Here is a 20,866-nt window from a genome sequence, read left to right on the forward strand (position 1 = left end):
CGCCGGCGGCCCCGGCGGCCGTCTTCCCGGCCGCCTCGGCGACCCGCCCGGCCAGCGGTGACCCGGCGACGGCCTCGGCGAGGGCGGCCAGCCCGACGGCCTGAGCGGGCCCCGGACGGAGCAGGCCGCCCACGAGAACCTCGTCGAACCCGTCCACGGCCGCGAGGGCCTCGTCGAGCCCGTCGACGGTGTCGTTCAGCAGATCGGCACGCATCACGCCACCGCCCTCGTCGTCGGGAACCACTGCATCTCGGGCAACGGGCTGTTGTCCGGGGCCAGTTCGAGATAGGCCAGATGCCGCAGGAACCGGCTGAACACCTGCGCCGCGGCCGAACTGCCGCCCTGCGCGGGCCGCGTGTAGCCCATGGCGCTGAAGACGCTGTGGGCGTCCGGGTCCTCGCCGGTGACCTCGACCTTCAGGTACCGCGTCACGCGCTCGACGCCGTACTGCAGCACCGCCTCGTCGACGAGGGCGCGTATGTGGTTGCAGAAACCCCCGCGCGCCCCGCCGCAGGGCCGGTTGTTGTTGGTGCTGCACGCGAACGCGTACGTCCCCGCCTCGACGGACGACACGTACACCCGCCCGATGTCCGACCCGCTGGACACCACACCCTGCAACCGGCCGTCGGCCAGCTCCACGAACGGCACCTTCGCGAGCTTCCGCGGCCGCGCGGGCGGCACCACCCGCGCCGTACTCGACTTCTCCCGGACCGACAACGCACCATCTCCCATGCATGCGAAAGGGGACGTCAACGCCAGAACGGCGCAACGAGATCAAGTTATCGGCAGCCACTGACAACGCCCTGGAACATGTGCCGTGCGGGACCCCGGTGGGGCCTGCTGTCCGCAGGGAGGGACGAGGAGGTCCCAGGGACGTCCTCACTCCCCAGGATCACCTCCCTGTCGGGTGACACCCGCCTCTGCGGAGGTGGCGCGAGAGCGAGACCCTCTCCGCACGGCGATGTGGTGGCGGCCGTCGCCGAGCGGCCCGGGGTCCGGGTGGATCCGTGGGACGCCGGAGAGGACGGTGCCGGACACGCGCCCGGCGCGACCGAGCCCATGGACACGGACCGGGCGAAATCCGCCCAGCCGGCCTTCCATCCCGACGGCCGGCTGCCGGCGGGTGCGGGGGAGGACGGCACGGTACGCCCGTGGAGCACCGCCGACCCCGAACGGCCGCACCCGGCCCACTCGTTCAGCGGCCACGGGGAAGGCGTCGACGAGGTGGTCCCGGTCGGACCGCACGGGCGGACGGTGATCACGACGAGCGCGGGGCCCGCCCACGTCGTCGACCTCGGCGCCTGCCCCGAGGCGGCGGCCGACACCCTCGGCATGGCCTGCAGGGCCGCGGGCGGCGGCCCGACCCGTGAGGAGTGGGAGGAGCAGGCGCCGGAGACCGGGCTCGTGGAGGCGTGCCCGGCCCGTGAGTGACACCGACAGACGAGCGGCCCGGGCCGGCCATATGAGCGCGCCGTTGACGTCGTCAACGACGTCCATTGAAACGCGGCTGGAGGGCTGTGTACCGTAGGCGGTATGCCACAGACCCCGGCCACGCCGACGAACCCGTCGGTCACCGGTTCCGAGATCGCCCGTATCGCGGGGGTCACCCGTGCCGCCGTGTCGAACTGGCGACGGCGGTACGACGACTTCCCGGCGCCGGTCGGAGGTGGCGCCAACAGCCCGCTCTTCGACCTGGCCGAGGTCCAGGCCTGGCTGGACAAGCAGAGCAAGGGACAGGACGTCACCGACGAGGTCCAGCTCTGGCAGGTGCTGCGGGGGGCCTACGGCGACGACATCCTCGGCGGGCTCGCGGACATCGCGCACGTCCTCGCCGCCCCCGAGGAGGAGACGCCGGCCGCGCTGCCCGACCAGGCGGTCGGGATCGCCCGCCGCATGGCCGACGGCGGTTCCGCCGCGGACGTGGTGAACGGTCTCGCCGAGCGTTTCACCGAGTCCGTGCGGCGGGCGGGTTCGGACCAGGTGACCTCGCCCCGAGTGGTCCGGGCCGTAAGGCACTTCGTGGGCGACGTGCCGGCCGACGCGGTGCTGTTCGATCCGGCCTGCGGAATCGGCACCCTCCTGCTCACCATCGGCGCCGAACGGGGCGCCAGGTGCTGCGGCCAGGAAGCGGACGCCCGCAGCGCGCGGCTCGCGCGCTCGCGCGCCGGCCTCGCCGGACTTCCCCGTACCGAGATCGAGCAGGGCGACTCCCTGCGCGCGGACCGGTGGCCCGACCTCAAGGCCGACCTCGTCGTCTGCGATCCGCCGGTCAGCGACACCGACTGGGGGCGGGAGGACCTCCTCCTCGACCCGCGCTGGGAGCTCGGCACGCCCTCCCGCGCGGAGGGCGAACTCGCCTGGCTCCAGCACGCCTACGCGCACACCGCGCCCGGTGGCCGTCTCATCATGGTCATGCCCGCCTCGGTGGCCTACCGCAAGGCCGGCCGCCGCATCCGGGCCGAGCTGGTCCGCCGCGGCATCCTCACCCAGGTCACCGCGCTGGCCCCGGGTACGGCCGCCGCGCACTCCCTCCCCGTGCACCTGTGGCATCTGCGCCGCCCGCGGACCCCGGGCGACGCGGCCACCGCCGTACGCATGGTGGACCTCACCTCCAACGACCCGGACGACCCCCTGGAGCCGCGGCCCCAGCAGATCACCGAGGTCCCCCAGATCGATCTGCTCGACGACATGGTCGACCTCACGCCGAGCCGTCACGTCGAGGAGTCCCACCGCGACTACGTGACCGAGTACGACACCTTGCGCCAGGAGCTGACCGAGCAGGTGCGGCGCCTGTCCGAACTGCTCCCCGCCCTGATCGCCGGCGAAGGCACCGGCGCTCTGGACGGCCCGAGCGTCAGCGTCGCCGACCTGATCAGGGCCGGGCTGGTCGAGTACGCGGACCCGGAACCGGTCTCGGTCAGCGACCAGCTCGACACGGACTTCCTCCAGGGCTTCCTGCACAGCGCCGCCAACAGCCGCCGCTCCACCACCGCCAGCGGTACCTTCCGGCTCGACAGCAAGGGTGCCCGCATCCCGCAGATGGACATCACGGCACAGCGCGGCTACGGGGCCGCGTTCCACGCGCTGAGGGAGTTCGAGGAGCGGTCGCGGAGGGTGGCGGAACTCAGCCGGCAGATCGCGGCACTGGCGCGGGACGGCCTCAGCAACGGTGCCCTGAAACCCGACGCCTGACGCCTCTGTCGAAAACGTGTACGCGCATCCCCCGGGTGTCTGGCACCATGAGTCGCTGCACCGATGTGCCTTCACGCGGGTCGAGCGTCCTACCGAAGGGGATTCCATGGCGGACTGGATCTACGTCCTCGATCCGCGCAGGGACACGCTGGACGGGGAACCGTCCGACAAGGAGACGATGCTCCAACTCGCCGAGGAGGAACCGGAGCTGGAGCTCTGGCTCAGCCGCCGCAACCGCATGGAGCCGGGCGACCGCCTCTGGTTCCTCTTCGCCCGGCCCGAGTCGGCGGTCGCCGCGGTGGCCGAGGTCGACGAGGAACCCCGCCCGGACGACGAGGACCCCGACATCCCCTACGTGGTCCCCGTGACCCTGGTGACCGAGGCGACGAAGGCGCTGTACCGCGATCCGGTGAGCCGCGAGGAACTGGGCCTGGGACAGGTGCGGTCGGTCCAGAAGGTGAAACCGGAGGCCCTGCCGGTACTGCTGGCGCGGGCGGGGCTGTAGGAGGCGCCCGTCAGGGAGCGCGTACCGGGAACGCGAACTGCACGCGTCCCTGTCGACGCTGCTCGGTGCCCTCGGCTGAGTGCCGATGCCGGTGAGACGGAGCCTCCCTGTGTGACGGGCATCCCCGGTGCCGGCGGCGAGGGGATGTGGGGCCCGGTGTGGGCCGGGCACCACGTCCGACGCCGCTCGTCCACGTGCTCGGAGGCACGCCTCCGGCTCGGCCGCCCCGCTCGGCACCGTGCGCCCTCGTGCACACCACGAACGGCTCGACGGCGGGTCACAGGTAGGGGTCCGGTTCACGAAGCCACGCGGAAGCCAGGATCTGCCGCTGCCGGTGGACGTCCGCCGGGCGCAGGCCACGCGTGTGGCTGTGGGGATCGGTGCACACCGGCCAGGGCTCGTCCGCAGGCCACAGCAGCGGACCGCCTACGGAACTGTCCGCCACGTACGGTCGGCCCGGGCGCGGATGGAGCCGGGTGGTGGTGCCCCGGTAGGCGGCCGGCTCCGGGAAGAGAGCCTCGGCATCGAGCGGGCGCGGCGGTGTGGTCCTCGACATGCGCGTGACCTTAGGACAGCCGCCGACCGCCATGATGCGGCGGTCCCGGAGGCGACCGCCTCCGCGGACCACGGCCTCCCGGCAGGGGCATGGGCCCTTCCCGGCGTCCCGGGGACAACGGGGGAGGGCGGAAGAGCGGCGACATCGTTGCAGGCCCGCGAGGAGAAGGGCGAGGGAGTCAGCCGGCGTGCGCCCGGGCGAAGCAGTGCAGCCAGCGGGACTCCGCGCTGCGGGATGTCATCCGGACGGGGGTCAGCCTCGCGTCCCGCAGGAATTCGGCAAGCATGGCGCCCGAGATGCGGGCGTAGTAGCGCACGAAGTCCTGCCCCTTGGTCTGCCAGCCGGACGAGTCGTCGAGATGAACGCTGACGAAGAGCAGGCCCGAGGGTTTCAGCACGCGGTGGCATTCGGTCAGCGCCTGGAGCATGTGCGGAGGGATCAGGTGGTGCAGGACCGCATTCATCCAGAGGCCGTCGAACGAGCGGTCCCGGAAGGGGAGCGAACGGATGTCACCTTCGACGAAGTGCGACTTGGGCCCCCGCTCGCGTGCCATGCGCAGGAGCTTTTCGGAGCGGTCGATCCCGTGCACCGTGTGCCCGAGCGAGCTCAGGTATTCGGCGTCACGGCCGTGTCCGCATCCCGCGTCGAGCAGGGACGCGGCGCAGGGGATTTCCTTGTCGAAGAACGTGAGGAGATCTTCCACTTCGCTGATCGAGTCGTTCTGTGCCGCGTAACTGGCGGCGCAACGATCGTAGGAGGAGATCGTTCCGCTATAGAACCACTCCGCCTCCTGTTCTTCGTCCAATAAGCTGATGGACATGATATCGATCACCTTCTCTGTATGAATCTGTTGTCGCAGAGTAGCAATCAGGCTCGATGATCGCCGTGTCATAGCTTTTATTCATGCCTGTGGGTGGGCGCCAGCGTGCTTGTGCGATCGGTCTCGTCCTGTCGTGCGATATCGCGACTCCCGCGTACGCTCAGGCCCTCCCGCCACTCGTCCGCCTCCAGGAACAGCGCTGTCGCCGTGATGTCGTGCAGCACTGCGGCATCGGCGAAAACCACCTCGTCCCGCCAGTCGGAGCGCACCGAGAACGCTTCGGCGGAACCCTGGGAGAAGTGTGCGACGAATCGCCGGAAATACTGTGACGGCAAGGCGCCGTCCGGTGGCCGGAAAAACATCCCGCGTTCCCCTTCGCGTGTTCCGACCGAGAAGGAATGGTAGGAGGAACCGGGCTCCTCCAACGCCGTCCGGCGAGTGCTCCAGTCCGCCGGGTTCAGGGGGCTTCCCGCGTACCCGTCCGCCTTCGTGTACTGATCCAGCAGGTCCAGGACCCCCGGCCCGACGCAGTTCGGCAGGACGTGCACGTGGGCGTGCTCGGTGGGGGCGCATTTCACCCGGCGGGGCAACAGCGCTCCGGCTCGGCCCGTTCCGTGCTCGAAGGTCAGGTACGAGTCACGGCCGAAGTGTTCGGCCAGCCGAAGACCCACCTCGCGACAGACCTTCTCGAAGCGCACCCTCTCGGCGGGCGGAAGAAGGGCGGCGGCGAGGATGTGCAGGTCGGGAATGACCAGCACGTGCCCGGCGCTCAACGGAGCCACTTCGGCCAGCAGGACGTGGCGGTCGACGAACCAGTGCTGCCGGACGGGAGGGAACGCGTGGGCGGACCGCGCCAGCTCCACGTACTCCGTCGTGGGTGCCCCTGTGGCAAGTATCCGGCAGAACGTGCACTCTAAATCATCCAAGGGAATCCCCCTCAGGTCGTGCGTCGATTCCTGTAGTGCTCCGTGACGAACAGTCCCAGGGGGAGGACGAGCCCCAAGGTGAAATCCTGCCAGGAGAACCTGTCCAGTCCCACCAGCAGGATTCCGAGAAGCGCGGACAGGGAGAGCAGAGCCACGGACCAGTGGCGACCGAAGGCACGGGCGAACCGGGACCGGCGCTGCGCCCGGATGATGGCGGTCAGCGATTGGTCGCCGGCGTCGGCACGCTGGATCACGACGAGGGACGGCGACCAGAGGATGTGATCGGACGGCATCGCGGGGGAGACGCGCCGCAGGTCGCACAGCGCGCTCACGAACGGCGCCACGGACCAGATCGACTCCCCCGATCCACCGTGCACGTTGGGCCAGGCACCGCTCGGCAGCTGTCCCGACGTGATGGTTTCGAACGCGCCGGTGATCAGCTCGGCGGGCGCGCCCCTGGGGTGCCGCAGAAGGGCGGACGCGGCGAACGCGAGACCGTAGTGCGGCATGATCGTCTGCCACACCACCGGCGTGCTGCTCCCGTCGAGAACCGAGGTGTTGTAGCTCTCCACCCGTGCGTCCCGGTCGTCGAGCCTGGTGGTGTCGAGATGGGCGGTGAGCCATTCGAAGGCGGGAAGCGTGCGGGTGTCGTTCCACCGGGGACGGAGTTCGAGGATCGTCACCAGGGCGAACGAGGTGTGGGTCACCGTGGGGGACCGCCCGGGTATCTCGCCCCAGCCGCCGGACTCGCTGCGGGCCGCCATCAGCCACTCGAGGCCCGTGGTGATGGCGGCCGCGTAAGGGTTGAGCTGGTACAGCGCGCGCAGTCCCAGGCATGTCAGCCACACACGTGACGGGCATCCGGCCAGGGAACCCCAACCCCCGTCGGTGTTCTGGTTGTTGACCAGCCATGCGTACGCCGCTCGGGCGTCCGGCCCGTCGGCGATCAGGCCGGTCCGGGCCGTTCCGATGGCGTAGGCGACCCAGCCGGTGGCTTCCATGACCGGATGACCGAGACTGGTGTTGGTCGACCAGCCGCCGTTCACCCGGGGATCCGCCGACCGGACCTGACGCTCGCGGAGAAAGCCCAGGCAGTCGTCGAAGTGGTCGAAGGGCTCCCCGACGTGGTGGAACATCTCGAGGCCGACGGCCGTCGCCGTGGGGCCGGGGGCGGGCGCGTCCAATTGGTGGTACCACCCGCCGACCCCTGGAACCCGTCCTTGTCGAAAACGGTTCCGCATAAAGGACAGGGCATTTCCCAATGCCTGTTCCGTACGGGCCAGATCGATACTGACGCCGATAGCCGTCACCATGAGGCGGGCCCCCGTCCACCTGCCGTTCCCCCGGATTCTTCGGAGGGTACTACGCCATACACCGAGAAGGTAGCGATTGGTCATTCTTCCCGCGGGGCCGGCCGTCCACCGCCGACAGGAACTGAACTGCAGTTCGACATGGGATTCGGTGTGCTGAAGAAACCGATAAGGGTGCGTTCCCTGATATGCCGTGGAACGCGGGTTGCCGGGAGGGAAGACGACGCCGAAAAGCGGAACAGACTGCCCGGGCCTGTGACGGCGGCCACGACAGGAGCCCGCGACAGGGCCTTGCCGAAGATTCGCCGGCCGGGCGTGACCGGTGTCCAGGACCGCGGTCCAGGACGTGGCGCCCGGCCCCAGCACGGCCGGCACCGTCCGCAGCCGGTCAACGTCGATCCGGCCGTGGTGCAGACCGCCGTACATCGCTCCGTGCCCGCGTGGCGCTCGGGCGACAGGGCCGAGTCCACCGGGGCTTCACCGCACCGTCCGCACACAGCGCCCACACGAGAGGGGCCCGGCTGATGCCGGGCCCCTCCTTTTGTAGCGGGGACAGGATTTGAACCTGCGACCTCTGGGTTATGAGCCCAGCGAGCTACCGAGCTGCTCCACCCCGCGTCGGTGAGGCCACTCTACACAAGATTCCAGAGGCCGGCGGAGGGCGTCAGCCGCGGACGGTGTTCTCGGCCCGGCATCCGTTCTGCCCGGGCCGGGGGTTGGTCGTTCGACCATCCGTCCGCGAGTCGGATGCGGTCCGGACCGGTGGTGGTGCTGCCCCGCGAAGCCGGCTTCCCGATGTGCCGCCCACCTCCCGCACCTGGGCAAGGCGCGGGCACACGCCCGTGATCCGAGCACGCGCGCTTCGTGGGTCCGTCACCGAGGTGTGGCCCGTGTCCCGGTGGCTGCCCTGTCGCGGACACCACCGGGACCTGGTTTGTCGGCTCAGTTGGCCAGTGCGACGCGCTCGACGTGGGCGACCTTCACGGACGCGATGTCGGACAGCTCGCGCTTGTCCTCGAACTCGCTGTACTCGTTGAACTCACTCTTGTCGGCGTCGGTTTCGCCGGCGGCCAGGTGGGCCGATCCGATGTAGGTCTGGCCGATGAAGTCGCCGTCCTCGTCGAAGGCGTTGACGATGACCGAGTAGTTGGCGGGCCCGTCTCCCTCGTTCGTGATCTCGTACACGAACTCGTAGGTCTCGTCGGTGTCCGAGTCGCAGTCGTTGTACGTGTACTCGTCGGTGTCGTCGCAGTCTTCGTACGCGTCGCTGTCATCGGTGACGAGCTTGCCGCCCGAGACCTCGACGTGGTCGATGACGTCCCCCTCGTCGGCGAGCGCCCACCAGGTGACGCCGCCACCGGTGAGGAGCAACGCGACGACGGCGCCGACTATGAGGGCGCGCTTGGCTGGACGGCGTCCTGTCGCGGCTGCCGGGACGGGCACGGGGTAGGCCTGGGTAGCGGTGGGCGGTGCCGTCGGGGGCGGCGGGGGCTGCGGGGGCGTGGTGTCCGGTCTCTCGGTCATGCGGCGGCTCCGTTTCGGGACGGTGTGCGCGGGCGGTGGCACCGGTGAACGGTTGGTCGGTCCGATCCGGCGGGGTTCTCGCCGGTGCGGTCGTCTGCCTCAACAATGCGGCTGCCGGTCCCCGCCGTGAAGAGCACCGCGGCGAGGACCGATACGACGCGGGCGGCCCCGGAGACGACGGCCTTCCCGTCCTCGAACATGCCGGCTGCGGCCGGGGCGAGGAACACTCCGGAGGTCTGCCAGCCGGTTCCGCAGGACATCGGGCCCGCGGTCCGCGTGTACGGTCCCTCTTGGAGCGCGGGCCGCGGCGGCAGCGTTGCTGCCGGGGGAGATCTTGGTGCTGACCAGAGAATGAAGCATGCCTGTTGGCGATGTCAACACGTAGGGTTCCTGCTCCGGTTCGACGAGTTCATCCGCGCTCGCGGAGGTACGCCTCCAGTTCGGCGGCCCCGCTCAGCATCGCCCGTCCACGGGCGGACAGCCGGCCGTGCCACTCGCGCAGGGCGCCCTCCAGCGGTTCCAGCCCGCCGGCCGTCCGCACCTGCGCGATCAGCGGGGCGATCTGCTCCAGCAGATGGCCGCCGCGTCTGAGCTGGTGGACCAGCCGGGCGTCGCGCACGTCGGCCTCGTCGTAGACGCGGTAACCGGTCAGCGGGTCGCGGCGCGGGCGCACGAGCCCGGCCGCCTCCCACTTGCGCAGCGTCGCGGTCCGGATGCCGAGCTCCTCGGCCAGCGGCCCGATGAACGTACGGCGAGGGCGGGACGCCGCGGTGTCCGCGCGGGGCGAGAGGTCACGGAGGGCCCTCTCCACGGCCCGGAGCGTCTCCCGGTCGCGGAGCAGTTGGGCGTGGCTCTCGTCGATCAGGCGGAACGCCTCGTCGGCCGCACCCTCGTTCACGGCCCGCATGACCGCCGTCGCCGTCCGGTGACCGTGGCCGGGCACCAGGGCGAGGAACGCGCGCAGAGCCCGCGCGTGCAGCGGGGTGTAGGTCCGGTAACCGTGGGCCGTGCGGGCGGCGGCGGGGAGGACGCCGGCCTCCTCGTAGTTCCTGACGGCCTGTGTGGACAGACCGTGCCGTCGTGCCAGGTCGATCGGCCTGAGCTTCCCACCGCTTTGAAGGTTCCGCCCCATGCGGCGGACGATATCGCGCCAGGGTTTCCACCGAAAGTTCAACGATACCGTTGAAGGCATGGCAACCGACATCACGGACATCGCCCATGCCGTCGAGGCCGCGGCCGTCATGAGGCTGTTTCCGGCCCGCCCGCGACTCCTCGCCCTGGGCGAGCCCACCCACGGCGAGGACATGCTCCTCGGCCTGCGCAACGAGCTCTTCCGGCAGCTCGTCGAGCAGGAGGGCTACCGGACGATCGCGATCGAGAGCGACTGCGTGCGGGGCCTGCTCGTGGACGCCTACGTCACGTCGGGCACGGGCACCCTCGACGAGGTCATGGAGCGCGGATTCAGCCACGAGTGGGGAGCGTTCCCGGGCAACCGTGAACTCGTCCGCTGGATGCGGGCGTACAACGAGGACCGGCCCGCGTCCGAGCGACTCCGCTTCGCCGGTTTCGACGGCCCTCTGGAGATCACCGGAGCCGCGAGCCCCCGGCAGGCCCTCACCGCACTCCACGACCACCTCGCGGCCCACGTCGACGCGGACCTGCTGCCCTGCACCGCGGAAACCCTCGACGGCCTGCTCGGCGCCGACGAACGGTGGACGGACCAGGCCGCGATGACGGACCCGTCCCGGTCCGTGGGCCGCTCGGCCGAGGCCAGGGAGCTGCGGCTGCTCGCCGACGACCTGGTGGCGCTGCTCGACACGCAGACGCCGCACCTGAACACCACGGCCTCGCGGGACGACCGGGACCGTGCGCGCCTGTACGGCCGTACCGCCACCGGAGTGCTGCGCTACCACTCCTGGATGGCCGACACCTCACCGGCCCGCATGACGCGACTGCTGGCCACACGGGACGCGATGATGGCCGGCAACCTCCTCGCCCTCGCCGACCGGGGCCCGGCACTCGTCCACGCCCACAACAGCCACCTCCAGCGGGACCGGAGCACGATGCGCATGTGGGACCACCCGCTGCTGGAGTGGTGGAGCGCCGGCGCGCTCGTCGGCGCCCGGCTCGGCGAGCGGTACGCCTTCCTGGCCACGGCCCTCGGCACGATCCACCACCACGGAGTGGGCACCCCGCCCCCGGACACCCTCGAAGGACTCCTGTACGCCCTCCCGGAGGACCGCCGCGTCATCGACGCCCCCCGACTGGCCACCGCCCTCGCCGACACGCGCCCCGCTCCCCGGGTCTCCCCGTACTTCGGTTACGCCCCGTTCGACCCGGCCCACCTGACCCGGACCGACGGGGTCGTGTACGTCAGGGACGTCACACGGGGCTAGTAGGGCCTGGTCGTCTTCACTCGTGAGTGGCGTGTCTGCTTGTTCGTCGGTGTCGTTGGACTGGTGTGACACCTGAGGAGTTGGCCGGGGCCCGGGAGGACCTGGAGGCGTTCGCGGTGGAGTTGTTCGACGGGTTCTTCCGCGCGGATCAGCGGCGGTGGGGGCAGGCGTATGTGCGCGGGCTGTTGCTGGACGGGCGGCGCAAGTCGGTGGAGCCGATGGCGGCTCGTCTGGGTGAGGACGGAAACCGGCAGGCGCTGGCGCACTTCATCACCTCCAGTCCGTGGGACGCGGCCCATGTGCGGGCCCGGCTGACCTGGCGGATGCACGAGGCGATCGGTCCGGAAGCCCTGATCGTGGACGACACCGGGTTCCTGAAGGACGGGGAGGCCTCGGCGTGCGTGTCGAGGCAGTACACCGGCACCGCGGGCAAGGTCACAACTGCCAGGTGGGCGTCTCGGTGCACCTGGCCTGCGACCGTGCCTCGGCCGCGATCGACTGGCGGCTGTTCGTGCCGGCCTCCTGGGACCCGGCCTCGCCCGAGGCCGATGCGGTCAAGGTCGCCCGCCGCACCCGCTGCGGCATTCCCGGCCAGGTGGGGCATGCGGAGAAGTGGCAGCTCGCTTTGGACATGATCGACGAGACCCGCTCGTGGGGCGTTGATGTTCCCCCGGTGGTCGCGGACGCCGGCTACGGCGATGCGGCAGCCTTCCGCCTCGGCCTGGAGGAACGGGACCTGCCCTACGTGGTCGGGATCTCCGGCCGTCACACCGCGCATCCGGTCGACGCCCACCCCGTCCAACCGGTCCATGCGGGCACCGGCCGGCCGCCGAAGATGCAGTATCCCGAGCCCGCGCAGACCGTGAAGGGCCTGGTCATCGTGGCCGGGAAGGCGTCGGCCCGGCCGGTGTCCTGGCGGGAGGGATCCCGGCCGGGCAAGGGCCGCAATGGCGTCAAGCGCATGTACTCACGCTTCGTCGCCCTTAGGGTCCGCCCGGCCGGACGCGGCGTCCGCAGGGCCGTCGATGATCCGGAGCTGCCCGAGCGGTGACTGCTGGCGGAGTGGCCGGCCACCGAGCCGGAACCGGTGCAGTTCTGGCTCTTCAGCCTGCCCTCCGGCATGCCGTTGGCCAACCTGGTGCGGCCGGCCAAACTCCGCTGGCGCATCGAGCACGACTACCGGGAGATGAAACAGGCCCTGGGCCTGGCCCACTTCGAGGGCCGCACCTGGGCCGGCTGGCACCACCACGTCACCCTCGTCTCCGCCGCCCACGCCTTTTGCACTCTGCAACGACTGGCCCGCCACCCAAAAGATCCGGCGCAGGCCTGAGCCTCTACCAAGTCGTCCGCGAGCTCCAGACGCTCCTCGCCACATGGACCGGCGCCTGCCCCACCTGCCACCGCGACATACCCACACCCCTACGAACCTGACCAAGCCCTACTAGGCCGGTGGGGGCACTCGTGAGGAACCGCGCTCGGAGGCGGGGCCGAGTGCCGGATGGTCAGCGGCATCGGACCTCGGCCTCCTGCGTTCCGGACTGAGGAACCTCCACCGGCTGCCGAGTGGCGCGTTTCCGTTCCCCGGCAACCTCGTCGCCGACGGCAACCCGGTATCTTTACCGAAGGGACCACACGTCACGGTGCGCTCTGTGTTTGCCCGGCTGTATAGGGTGTCTTTCGTGCCCGGTGAAACTGACCTGCGCCGACTCCTGATCGACATGCGGCCGGAACCGAATCCGGGGCGCTACGTGTTCACCACCGTGGCCGGTGGCATCCCGCCCGGGGCGACCCCAGTCGTTACGGTGGCCGAACCAGAAGGTCTCACCCTGGTGCTGCGGCAGGAGGACGCCGAGGCGGCAGGGCTGGGCTACGACTACGTGGCCGGGTGGTTGGTCCTGCGAGTGCACTCCTCCTTGGACGCGGTAGGCCTGACCGCCGCCGTTGCTCAAGAACTCGCCGGAGCTGGGATCAGTTGCAATGTGGTGGCCGGATTTCACCACGACCATCTCTTCGTGCCGTACGAGGCGACGGGCTGTGCCATGGAGCTGCTCGAAGCACTCTCCCGCAGATGTGCGGCCGGCGTCGCGTAGTAGCCTCAGTGATTTATTCGGGAAGGGCCTTCGAGATGCTCAGGGCGATGATACCCGGCCCCTGTCGGGAGCTCCGGGCCCGTACGTTCCCCTTCCCGTCGGCGGGAGAGGACTGAAGGAATGACAGAAAGCGTGCACACCCCGGAGACCATCGAAGTGGTGGGGGCACGGACCAACAATCTCCGCGATGTCACCGTGGGCATCCCCAAGGGGCAGGTGGTGGCCTTCACCGGCGTCAGTGGTAGCGGTAAGACCTCGTTAGCGATCGACACCCTGCACAATGAGGCCCAACTCCGTTATCTGGAAGGGCTATCGCCGTTCGTCCGGCAGTACATCACCCAGCGCAACCGCCCCAAGGTGGACCGGGTCCTTGGCCTCGGCGCCACCCTCGCCGTCGACCAGCGCCGGCTCAACCGCAATCCTCGCTCCACCGTCGCCACCATTACCGGCATCGACGGCCATCTCGGACTGCTCTACTCCCGGCTGCCCGGCATCGGACCGGACATGATTCCCGGCGACGGCCGTCTTAGCTCTGCCCACTTCGACCGACATGCCCCGGAGGGAAGCTGCTCCGACTGCCACGGCGTCGGTGGGCGCTGGCAGGCGCGAGAGGAACTCATCATCACACAACCGGAGTTGCCCCTCTTTGAGGGAGCCTCTCCCTGGTACGCCAAGTGGCGTTCCGGCGAGCACGCCTTCATTCCCGCACTGGCCGAGAAACGCGGCGTGGACCTCGCCCAACCCTGGCAGTCATTGCCCGAGGGCTTCCGGCATGAGGTGCTGTACGGCACAGGTGACGAGAAGATCGAAGCCACTGTCGACATGCCGAACAAGAACGAGACGTCCTCTTGGACGTTCACTTCCAGCGAACCGCTGCGCGGAGCGCTCGCCGAGGTGGAGCGGGTCTTCGCGAACGCAGCGACACCCAGCGCGAAAGAACGGTATCTGCCGTACATGCGCAAGATGCCCTGCACCACCTGCGGGGGCACCGGCTACGACGCGATCGCCCGGTCGGTACGGCTCGGCGGACTTGCTTACCCTGAACTGCTGGAAGTCGACGTCCGCGAGGTACGAGCCTGGGGCGATCGGGTCACTTCCAGCCTCGATACCGTACAGCGCGCGGTTGGCGAACCCCTCCTCCAGGATCTCGCCCGCAGACTCCGGGTGCTGGACCGCCTAGGCCTCGCCCACCTCCAGCTGTCTCGCAGCGCAGCCACCCTGTCCGGCGGCGAACTCCAGCGCACCCGGCTCGCCGCCCAGCTCAGCACCGAACTCAGCGACATCATCTTCGTCCTGGACGAACCGGGCACCGGTCTCCACCCCGCCGACAAGGCCCATCTGCTGGATATGGCGCTGGAGCTGCGCGCGGCCGGGAACACCGTGCTCCTGGTCGAGCACGACCCGGAACTCATCGCCCGCGCCGACTGGGTGATCGACATGGGACCGGGCGCCGGACGGTTGGGCGGCGAGGTGCTCGTCTCCGGCACCCCCGCCGACGTTGCCGGGCATCCCCGCTCGCTCACCGGCCACTACCTCGCCGGGAGAGGACCGCGGCTGCGCCGTACCCGCCGGCCGGTTAGGGAGGGCACCGGCTGGGTGGAGCTGCACGGGCTGTCCGCACACAACGTGACAGCGGACCTGGTCCGCTTCCCCGTGGGTCGGCTGACCTGCCTAACCGGGGTTAGCGGCAGTGGCAAGAGCAGCCTCCTCGGCGCGCTCGGTGCCGGGACGGAGGCGGTTCTGGCCGGAACGGCGACCGACACCGTCCGTCGGGTCACCGGGGCCGAGACCTTCGGCTGGGTCGCCGTAGTCGACCAGGAGCCGATTGGCCGGACACCCCGGTCCAACCCCGCCACGTACAGCAAGGCGTTCGACATCGTCCGCAAACTGTTCGCGGAGACCGATGAGGCACGCAAGCGCGGCATCAAATCCTCCTGGTTCTCCTTCAACACGGCCAACGGCGGACGCTGCGAGGTCTGCACCGGGTACGGCCGCAAGCTGGTCAACATGCACTTCCTGCCGGACGTGTGGGTGGTCTGCGACGCCTGCGAAGGACGCCGCTACACACCGGAGGCCCTGGAAATCACCTACCAGGGGCTGACCATCGACGGGGTGCTGGAGCTGACCGTTGCCGAGGCCGTCGAACGCCTCACGGAGCACCGGCAGTTGGCGGAGGCGCTGGAAGCCATGGACCGGGTCGGCCTCGGTTACCTGCAACTCGGCCAGAACGCCACGGAACTCTCCGGCGGCGAGGCGCAGCGTCTCAAGCTGGCGTCGGCGATCCAGCGCGGTTCCGCGGGCCGCAAGGCCGGACTGGTGGTGCTCGACGAACCCGTTTCGGGTCTGCACCCCTCCGACATCCAGCGCATGGTGGACGCCTTCGACCTACTCCTGGACTCGGGCAACACGGTGGTCATCGCTGAGCACGACATCCCCGTCGCGGCCTCCGCGGACTGGGTGATCGACCTGGGGCCGGGCGCCGGCCCGGACGGCGGCGCGGTCGTGGCGGTGGGCACCCCTGACCAGGTGGCCGGGGCCGACACCCCGACCGCAGGCTTCTTCCGCCGGTACACGGCGGGCCTGCCGCTGCTGGAGGGGCACGGCGACCACTGAGACGCCGGTGACGCCCTGGGCTCGGCCCCGGGACAGCCACAGCGGGTCGTGGATGCCGATATCCGAGCTCAGGATGGCGGCGCAGCTCTCGCTCAGGTCCTCCAGCGTCAGCGACTCGTCGGCAGGGACGGGAACTTCTCCCGGTCCAGCACGATGACCCGGTATGTGCCGTCGCGGAACGGGAACAGGGCCGCCATGCCGCGCCGAGTGATCCGTGCGCACTCGGCCGATCCCGGCGGACTGCTCAGCCTGACGTCGGCCATCATCAGCGACTGGTCGTGGTTCCAGCCGCCGAACCTCACGCCGATGGCGTCACGGACGGTGCTGTTCACCCCGTCGCAGCCGACGACGTACTGGGCCCGGACGGTGGTCGGGCCCTCCGAACCGGTCAACTCGACGTCGACCCCGTCGTCGTCCTGTGACAGTCCGGTCATCTCGGTCCCGGGCAGCAGCACCGCGCCCGCCTTCTCGGCGGAGGCCTGCAGGGCGTCCTCGGTCCGTGTCCGTGGGATGGACGGACTGAAGGGCATATTGGTGTCGAGTAGCCCGTAGGCTGGGTAGCCGTCCTCGTTGCCGAGCGGCGGATGCGGGCATTCCCGGCCCCAGGCCAGCAGGTCGCCCACCCGGCCGCGCATGTCGAGGAGTTCCAGGGTGCGGGGTGCAGCCGTGCAGGCACGGGACAGCCGACTGCGCCCGGTGCGCTTGTCGACCACCTGGCAGGAGACACCGAAGCCGGCCAGTTCCGCCGCGAGCGCGAGTCCGGCGGGTCCGGCGCCGACGATGAGTACCTGTGGGGACGGCGGCATCCTCTGACTCTTCGCAACGGCCGGACCCGTCGCACGAGCAGTGCGCGGGACGCAGAACCACGGCAGGGACGGACCGGTCGAGGACCACGGAGCCGCTTCCCGTCGAGATGTCAGCCAGTTACTGACTTCAGCTCGTCAGGGTGAATCTTCGCGAAGTCCCTGAAGGGCCCGAAGCGGTGGCTGTATCTCGTGCTGTGTGAGGTATACGGATGGGGGCGGGCTGACTGCTGCGGGGCGGCAACGTCGGGAGACGGTACGGATGCAGGCGGCCGAGCTGTTCGAGCAGAAGAACAGGCCGCCGGAGGTGGCACGGCGGCTGCGGGTGAGCCTGAAGTCGGCCTACCACTGGCATCAGTTGTGGCGGGAAGGCGGCGTTCAGGCTCTGGCCTCCCGTGGCCCGAGCGGGTCGCGGTGCCGTCTGTCCCCGCGCTGCCCGGAGAAGCTCGCCGGGTATCTCAAGCAGGGTCCGGCCGCGCACGGCCGGGTGGAGGACCAGGTGTGGACCGCATCGAGGGTGGCCACCCTGATCGGCCGGTAGTTCCACGTCTCCTACAGCGTCTCCGGCGCGACGAGGCTGATGCGCCGGCTCGGCTTCAGCCCGCGGGTCCCCGCACGGCGAGTCGCCGAACGCGACGAACAGGCCGTCACCGCGTGGAAGGAGGAGACCTGGGCGGAGGCGGAAGAGCCCGGGCGGCCTGCGGAGGCTACCTCTGCTTCGAGGACGAAACAGGCTTCACCCGCCGACCGCCCAGAGGACGCACCTGGGGCCGACGCGGCCACACCCCGGTCGTGACCATCAGCGGCCAGCGCTCGGGACGCCTGTTCATGGCCGGGCTGATCGCCATGCGGCCCGGCTCCCGCACCCGGCTGCGCCACCGCCTGCGCACCCACCGAGCGGGCCGGGGCACGCGCCGCAGCATGGGCGAGCGGGACTTCCTCGCGCTGATCGACGGCGTCCACCAGCCCGTCAAGGCACCGATCGTGCTGGTCTGGGACCGGCTGAACACCCACGTCTCCCACGCCATGCGCGAGCTGATCGCCGAGCGTGCATGGCTGACGGTGTTCCTGCTGCCCGCCTACTCAACCGACCTCAACCCCGTCGAGGGCGTGTGGGCCCACGTCAAACGCAGCCCGGCCAACCTCGCCGTCGTTGCCCTGGACCGGCTCGAAGCCCTCGTACGCAACCGGCTCAAGCGCCTTTGGTACCGGCCCAACACCCTCGACGGCTTCATAGCCGGCGCCGGCCTGACCCTCGACGATCCAGCCTCACCCTGACAAGCCGAAGTCAGTAGTCCGGAACCAGCGCTGACCGCCGTCTGTGCCGGTCCGGGAAAGGTGCCCGTCACCGATAGCCGGACGGGTCGGCGGGCTTGCCCGCCTCCTGCACCTCGACCAGATAACGCCAGCAGTCGGGACGCGAGCCATCGAGGTCGGTGAAGCCGTACTCTTGAGCGAGCTGCCCGCTGGAGACCGACTGGCCGTTCCAGCGCGCGACATCCGCGTCGCCCGCCAGCGCCGCGACCGCGCGTCCCACGTACGAAGGGCTCTCCGAAATGCAGAAGTGCGGCACTTCGGTCAGCGCGTCGTGCCAGGTTTCCTCCGTGACACCGAGTGTCTCGAGCATCATCTCCGAACGCATCCAGCCCGGCGTGAGCGTCACTGCTGTCCCGCCATACGACTTCAGCTCGTGGGCCAGCACGAATCCCATGCGCAGTACGCTGTTCTTGACCAGGTCATAGAAGTACGAGTTGCGGTAATGGCTGCCGTTGTACGCGGAAGTCCCATCGGTCATCTCCACCACGAGCCCGCCGGGCCGGCGCACCAGCAGAGGCAGTAGGAAGTGGCTGGAGATCGCATGGGTGTCCACGCCGAGCCGCATTAGCCGCAGCCCTGCGTCGAGATCGTGCTCCCACACCTTCTTGTCGAACTCGAACAGCTGCTCACCGCCCCAGACATCGTTGACCAGCACGTCGAGTTGGCCCTGCTCGGAGTCGACGCGGTCGGCGAGCGCGCGGACTTGTCCGGGCACCAAGTGGTCGGTCGGCACCGCGATTCCGGTCCCGCCCGCCTCCGTGACCAGCTCTGCGGTTTCCTCGATCGTCTCGGACCGGTTGTACTCCGAGCGGCGTTCCCGAGTCGTACGGCCGGTGACGTAGACCGTCGCACCTGCCGCGCCCAGTTGGACGGCGATGGCTCGTCCGGCTCCCCGCGTCGCACCCGCGACCAGCGCGATCTTCCCCCGGAGGTCCGGAGTCAACGTGTCGGACATGAGTCCCATGAGGTTCCCTTATCTGTTCGTGCGTTCCTAACCCGCGTTGGCCCCCGACGCGGGCTGTTCCACTCCATGATCACGTCTTAACCCGACATCCTCCGTCCTCATTTCCAGTCGCTCTCCGAACGGGGCTCAAAAGGGACGGGCCGGCCCCCACCGGTATTGACGGCCAAACATCGGCCGGTCGCGTCACCAGCCCGCCCAGACAACGCGGCTGCGATTCAAGTCGCTTGAGGACCCGAACGCGGTCGGCACCGGGCGACGCCGGAGTCGAAGACGATGGAGTTGAACTCCTGCGAGACGCCGAGGTGCAGATGAAACTCCACCGGCACGCCGGCCTGGCTGAGGTTGGTCGCGTAGACGGTGTCCCAGCGGTGATGAGTGGGCCGCTCACTGTCGAAGTCCTCGATCACCGGGAGCTGGACGGCCGCCCAGTCATAGACGCGTGGGCCTTTGGCGCCGTTGCCGCACGAACGTTGCTCCCATGCCTCATCCGGTGCCTGGCTGAAGAGATGGTCGATCCGGCCGAAGCGGGGCACCGGCTGGGACTTCGGGACGGCGAGCACATAGCCGACGGCGGTTTCTTCCAGCGCCCGCCGAAAGCGCCACTCCTGGCCGTAGGCGGCATCCGCGGTCACCCAGGCGATCGGCAGCGGCGAGGCGAGTGCGCGCAGCACCATGGCCCTGGCCAGTTCTGGTTTGGTGGCGAAGACCCTCTCATCAGGAATCTTGGCGGCGCGGCAGCGTTCGCGGTCGTCCGTCCAGGACTTGGGCAGATACAGTTCGCGGTCCGCCGGGGCGCGTCCGTGGGTGGTGGCGTAGGCGGCGAAGACGCCGATCTGGCTGGGGGTGCCCCTTGGGGGATTCTCGGTGCGGCCGGCGGTGCCGGAGTACTGGCAGGTGGTGCCTTTCTTGACGAAGCCAGTGTCGTCGAGGATGAGGACTCCGTCGGCTTCGCCGAGTCGTTCAGCGACGTATGCCTGCAGGTGCTCCACGCACCCGAACGGTGGGCCTCGTACGTGCACGTGGGCGCTTGAACGGCGTCACGTCCGCACGCCCCGCCCACCGGCAGCGGAGTCCGGCTCGGCCCGGTCGGCCGACGCCTTCGTGCAGCGGGCCGCGTACATCCTGTACGCGGTCGGCTCCGGCCCGTGGGCTCCGCCGAGCCCGGTCCGGTCCCGGCGGAGCCCACGGGCGGCGGGCGGATCAGTGCCAGCCGGTGCAGGACCAGCTGCCCCCTCGTCCGTCGTACTGCTCCACGCACGCGCGGTAGGCGTTGCTCGACCCGACCATCTGCGTGTACGCGGGGTAGGAGGGGGAAGCGTTCGCAAGGTAGGACTTCCCGCCCCGGATCTCGATCCTGAACCGCCAGGACTCGTTCGCCTTCTGGATCCGTGCCCAGGCGGAGCTGCACCGGGCCGAGTTCCGCAGCTCCACACGTGGCCCGCCACCGGCCGGGTCCACCCGGTCGATGACCTCGGCGCCGGAACCGCATCCCTCACGTTGAGGGTTCTTTCCCGTGCACGAAGAACCCTTGCACGCGGTCGGCGCGGCGGCCTCGGCCGACAGAGCGGGGGTCAGCAGCAGCGCCGAGGTCAGGACAGCGGTGCCGACGGACGAGAGGACTGAACGGCGAACGATCACAAAACTCTCCTTCAGCGCACCGGGACGGACGCACGTGGAGCGTGATCTCCAGTGCACCGGTGCTCACTCGGGATGCTGATCCGGTCGGCGCGCCCGAAATCCCCTCCCGCCGGTACATCACTCCACCGAGTGAGCGCGCGGCGGGGACCGGCCGGACGCCGGTCCCCGCCGCAGGCCCTCGCCGGTTCAGCTGTAGGGGGTCACCAGCACGG

The 20,866-nt window shown here is 69.9% G+C and carries 18 protein-coding genes, 1 tRNA gene and 3 pseudogenes; 9 read left to right on the forward strand and 13 right to left on the reverse strand.

All coding sequences use genetic code 11. The features are described from left to right. Together B7767_RS13555 and B7767_RS13560 are read right to left on the reverse strand one after the other, a co-directional pair. Positions 1-244: pseudogene (locus B7767_RS13555) on the reverse strand (hypothetical protein); the annotation flags it as partial. Continuing rightward, positions 214-732 carry a hypothetical protein gene (locus tag B7767_RS13560; protein WP_085572407.1) on the reverse strand — a complete coding sequence of 173 codons (519 nt, stop codon included), beginning with the start codon at positions 730-732 and terminating at the stop codon, positions 214-216. The pseudogene B7767_RS13555 and the gene B7767_RS13560, both read right to left, overlap by 31 nt. A 234-nt stretch (positions 733-966) precedes the next feature. Between B7767_RS13560 and B7767_RS13565 the strand changes: the two genes are divergently transcribed. The 3 genes from B7767_RS13565 to B7767_RS13575 all read left to right on the forward strand — a co-directional run bounded on the left by B7767_RS13565 (position 967) and on the right by B7767_RS13575 (position 3,697). After that, positions 967-1,431, forward strand: coding sequence for a hypothetical protein (locus B7767_RS13565; protein WP_143652426.1), 465 nt, complete (start codon positions 967-969; stop codon positions 1,429-1,431). Between the two features lie 102 nt (positions 1,432-1,533). Then, entirely contained in the window at positions 1,534-3,192 is a 1,659-nt protein-coding gene (locus B7767_RS13570; RefSeq protein ID WP_085572409.1) for an N-6 DNA methylase, read from the forward strand. A 106-nt stretch (positions 3,193-3,298) separates the two neighbouring features. Beyond that, positions 3,299-3,697: a hypothetical protein gene (locus B7767_RS13575; RefSeq protein WP_085572410.1), complete on the forward strand. Its 399-nt coding sequence runs from the start codon at positions 3,299-3,301 to the stop codon at positions 3,695-3,697. Between the two features lie 292 nt (positions 3,698-3,989). On the opposite strand, the pseudogene B7767_RS13580 reads toward B7767_RS13575, so the two are convergent. The 7 genes and pseudogenes from B7767_RS13580 to B7767_RS13615 form a co-directional block, all read right to left on the reverse strand. Further along, positions 3,990-4,253: pseudogene (locus B7767_RS13580) on the reverse strand (hypothetical protein); the annotation flags it as partial. A 178-nt stretch (positions 4,254-4,431) separates the two neighbouring features. Continuing rightward, on the reverse strand, positions 4,432-5,073 hold the full coding sequence (locus B7767_RS13585) for a bifunctional 2-polyprenyl-6-hydroxyphenol methylase/3-demethylubiquinol 3-O-methyltransferase UbiG (RefSeq protein ID WP_179167139.1): 642 nt from the start codon (positions 5,071-5,073) through the stop codon (positions 4,432-4,434). A gap of 77 nt (positions 5,074-5,150) precedes the next feature. Continuing rightward, positions 5,151-5,936: a hypothetical protein gene (locus tag B7767_RS13590; protein ID WP_085572412.1), complete on the reverse strand. Its 786-nt coding sequence runs from the start codon at positions 5,934-5,936 to the stop codon at positions 5,151-5,153. Positions 5,937-6,010: 74 nt separating this feature from the next. After that, complete coding sequence (locus tag B7767_RS13595) at positions 6,011-7,183, reverse strand: prenyltransferase/squalene oxidase repeat-containing protein (RefSeq protein ID WP_085572413.1); 1,173 nt, start codon at positions 7,181-7,183, stop codon at positions 6,011-6,013. A 670-nt stretch (positions 7,184-7,853) separates the two neighbouring features. Next, positions 7,854-7,927: transfer RNA gene (locus tag B7767_RS13600), tRNA-Met, on the reverse strand. Between the two features lie 324 nt (positions 7,928-8,251). Further along, on the reverse strand, positions 8,252-8,833 hold the full coding sequence (locus tag B7767_RS13605; RefSeq protein ID WP_143652427.1) for a hypothetical protein: 582 nt from the start codon (positions 8,831-8,833) through the stop codon (positions 8,252-8,254). A 409-nt stretch (positions 8,834-9,242) separates the two neighbouring features. Beyond that, entirely contained in the window at positions 9,243-9,965 is a 723-nt protein-coding gene (locus B7767_RS13615; protein WP_085572416.1) for a TioE family transcriptional regulator, read from the reverse strand. Positions 9,966-10,023: 58 nt separating this feature from the next. Here B7767_RS13615 and B7767_RS13620 point away from each other — a divergent pair, with 58 nt between their 5' ends. The 4 genes and pseudogenes from B7767_RS13620 (at position 10,024) to B7767_RS13635 (ending at position 15,932) form a co-directional block, all read left to right on the forward strand. After that, complete coding sequence (locus tag B7767_RS13620) at positions 10,024-11,229, forward strand: erythromycin esterase family protein (RefSeq protein ID WP_085572417.1); 1,206 nt, start codon at positions 10,024-10,026, stop codon at positions 11,227-11,229. Between the two features lie 65 nt (positions 11,230-11,294). Continuing rightward, positions 11,295-12,559 (forward strand): annotated as a pseudogene (locus B7767_RS13625) (IS701 family transposase). A gap of 349 nt (positions 12,560-12,908) precedes the next feature. After that, the gene (locus B7767_RS13630) at positions 12,909-13,319 is read left to right on the forward strand and encodes an ACT domain-containing protein (RefSeq protein WP_085572423.1); all 411 of its coding nucleotides are present in this window, start codon (positions 12,909-12,911) and stop codon (positions 13,317-13,319) included. A gap of 120 nt (positions 13,320-13,439) precedes the next feature. Next, the gene (locus B7767_RS13635) at positions 13,440-15,932 is read left to right on the forward strand and encodes an excinuclease ABC subunit UvrA (RefSeq protein ID WP_085572418.1); all 2,493 of its coding nucleotides are present in this window, start codon (positions 13,440-13,442) and stop codon (positions 15,930-15,932) included. A gap of 107 nt (positions 15,933-16,039) precedes the next feature. On the opposite strand, the gene B7767_RS13640 is transcribed toward B7767_RS13635, so the two are convergent. After that, on the reverse strand, positions 16,040-16,738 hold the full coding sequence (locus B7767_RS13640) for an FAD-dependent monooxygenase (RefSeq protein WP_256923424.1): 699 nt from the start codon (positions 16,736-16,738) through the stop codon (positions 16,040-16,042). Positions 16,739-16,934: 196 nt separating this feature from the next. On the opposite strand from B7767_RS13640, the gene B7767_RS49290 reads away from it, so the two are divergent. Beyond that, positions 16,935-17,276 carry a helix-turn-helix domain-containing protein gene (locus B7767_RS49290; protein WP_371100906.1) on the forward strand — a complete coding sequence of 114 codons (342 nt, stop codon included), beginning with the start codon at positions 16,935-16,937 and terminating at the stop codon, positions 17,274-17,276. Positions 17,277-17,389: 113 nt separating this feature from the next. Next, positions 17,390-18,013, forward strand: a complete 624-nt coding sequence (locus tag B7767_RS13650; protein WP_373408212.1) for a transposase — start codon at positions 17,390-17,392, stop codon at positions 18,011-18,013. A gap of 67 nt (positions 18,014-18,080) precedes the next feature. On the opposite strand, the gene B7767_RS13655 is transcribed toward B7767_RS13650, so the two are convergent. From B7767_RS13655 to B7767_RS13665, 3 genes are all read right to left on the reverse strand, one after another. Continuing rightward, positions 18,081-19,007 carry an SDR family oxidoreductase gene (locus B7767_RS13655; protein WP_107486079.1) on the reverse strand — a complete coding sequence of 309 codons (927 nt, stop codon included), beginning with the start codon at positions 19,005-19,007 and terminating at the stop codon, positions 18,081-18,083. Positions 19,008-19,231: 224 nt separating this feature from the next. After that, entirely contained in the window at positions 19,232-20,005 is a 774-nt protein-coding gene (locus tag B7767_RS13660) for a transposase (RefSeq protein WP_256923425.1), read from the reverse strand. 211 nt (positions 20,006-20,216) lie between these two features. Next, positions 20,217-20,654 carry a DUF2690 domain-containing protein gene (locus B7767_RS13665; protein WP_179167140.1) on the reverse strand — a complete coding sequence of 146 codons (438 nt, stop codon included), beginning with the start codon at positions 20,652-20,654 and terminating at the stop codon, positions 20,217-20,219. Positions 20,655-20,866 lie beyond the last annotated feature (212 nt).

The organism is Streptomyces sp. 13-12-16 (assembly GCF_002114215.1).
Lineage (GTDB): Bacteria > Actinomycetota > Actinomycetes > Streptomycetales > Streptomycetaceae > Streptomyces.

What these genes read in the sequence shown, in the direction of transcription:
- B7767_RS13585 (WP_179167139.1), bottom strand. Translation starts at nt 5,073, where the DNA reads ATGTCCATCAGCTTATTGGACGAAGAACAGGAGGCGGAGTGGTTCTAT.
- B7767_RS13620 (WP_085572417.1), top strand. Translation starts at nt 10,024, where the DNA reads ATGGCAACCGACATCACGGACATCGCCCATGCCGTCGAGGCCGCGGCC.
- B7767_RS13615 (WP_085572416.1), bottom strand. Translation starts at nt 9,965, where the DNA reads ATGGGGCGGAACCTTCAAAGCGGTGGGAAGCTCAGGCCGATCGACCTG.
- B7767_RS13605 (WP_143652427.1), bottom strand. Translation starts at nt 8,833, where the DNA reads ATGACCGAGAGACCGGACACCACGCCCCCGCAGCCCCCGCCGCCCCCG.
- B7767_RS13640 (WP_256923424.1), bottom strand. Translation starts at nt 16,738, where the DNA reads ATGCCGCCGTCCCCACAGGTACTCATCGTCGGCGCCGGACCCGCCGGA.
- B7767_RS13575 (WP_085572410.1), top strand. Translation starts at nt 3,299, where the DNA reads ATGGCGGACTGGATCTACGTCCTCGATCCGCGCAGGGACACGCTGGAC.
- B7767_RS13635 (WP_085572418.1), top strand. Translation starts at nt 13,440, where the DNA reads ATGACAGAAAGCGTGCACACCCCGGAGACCATCGAAGTGGTGGGGGCA.
- B7767_RS13655 (WP_107486079.1), bottom strand. Translation starts at nt 19,007, where the DNA reads ATGTCCGACACGTTGACTCCGGACCTCCGGGGGAAGATCGCGCTGGTC.
- B7767_RS13560 (WP_085572407.1), bottom strand. Translation starts at nt 732, where the DNA reads ATGGGAGATGGTGCGTTGTCGGTCCGGGAGAAGTCGAGTACGGCGCGG.
- B7767_RS13570 (WP_085572409.1), top strand. Translation starts at nt 1,534, where the DNA reads ATGCCACAGACCCCGGCCACGCCGACGAACCCGTCGGTCACCGGTTCC.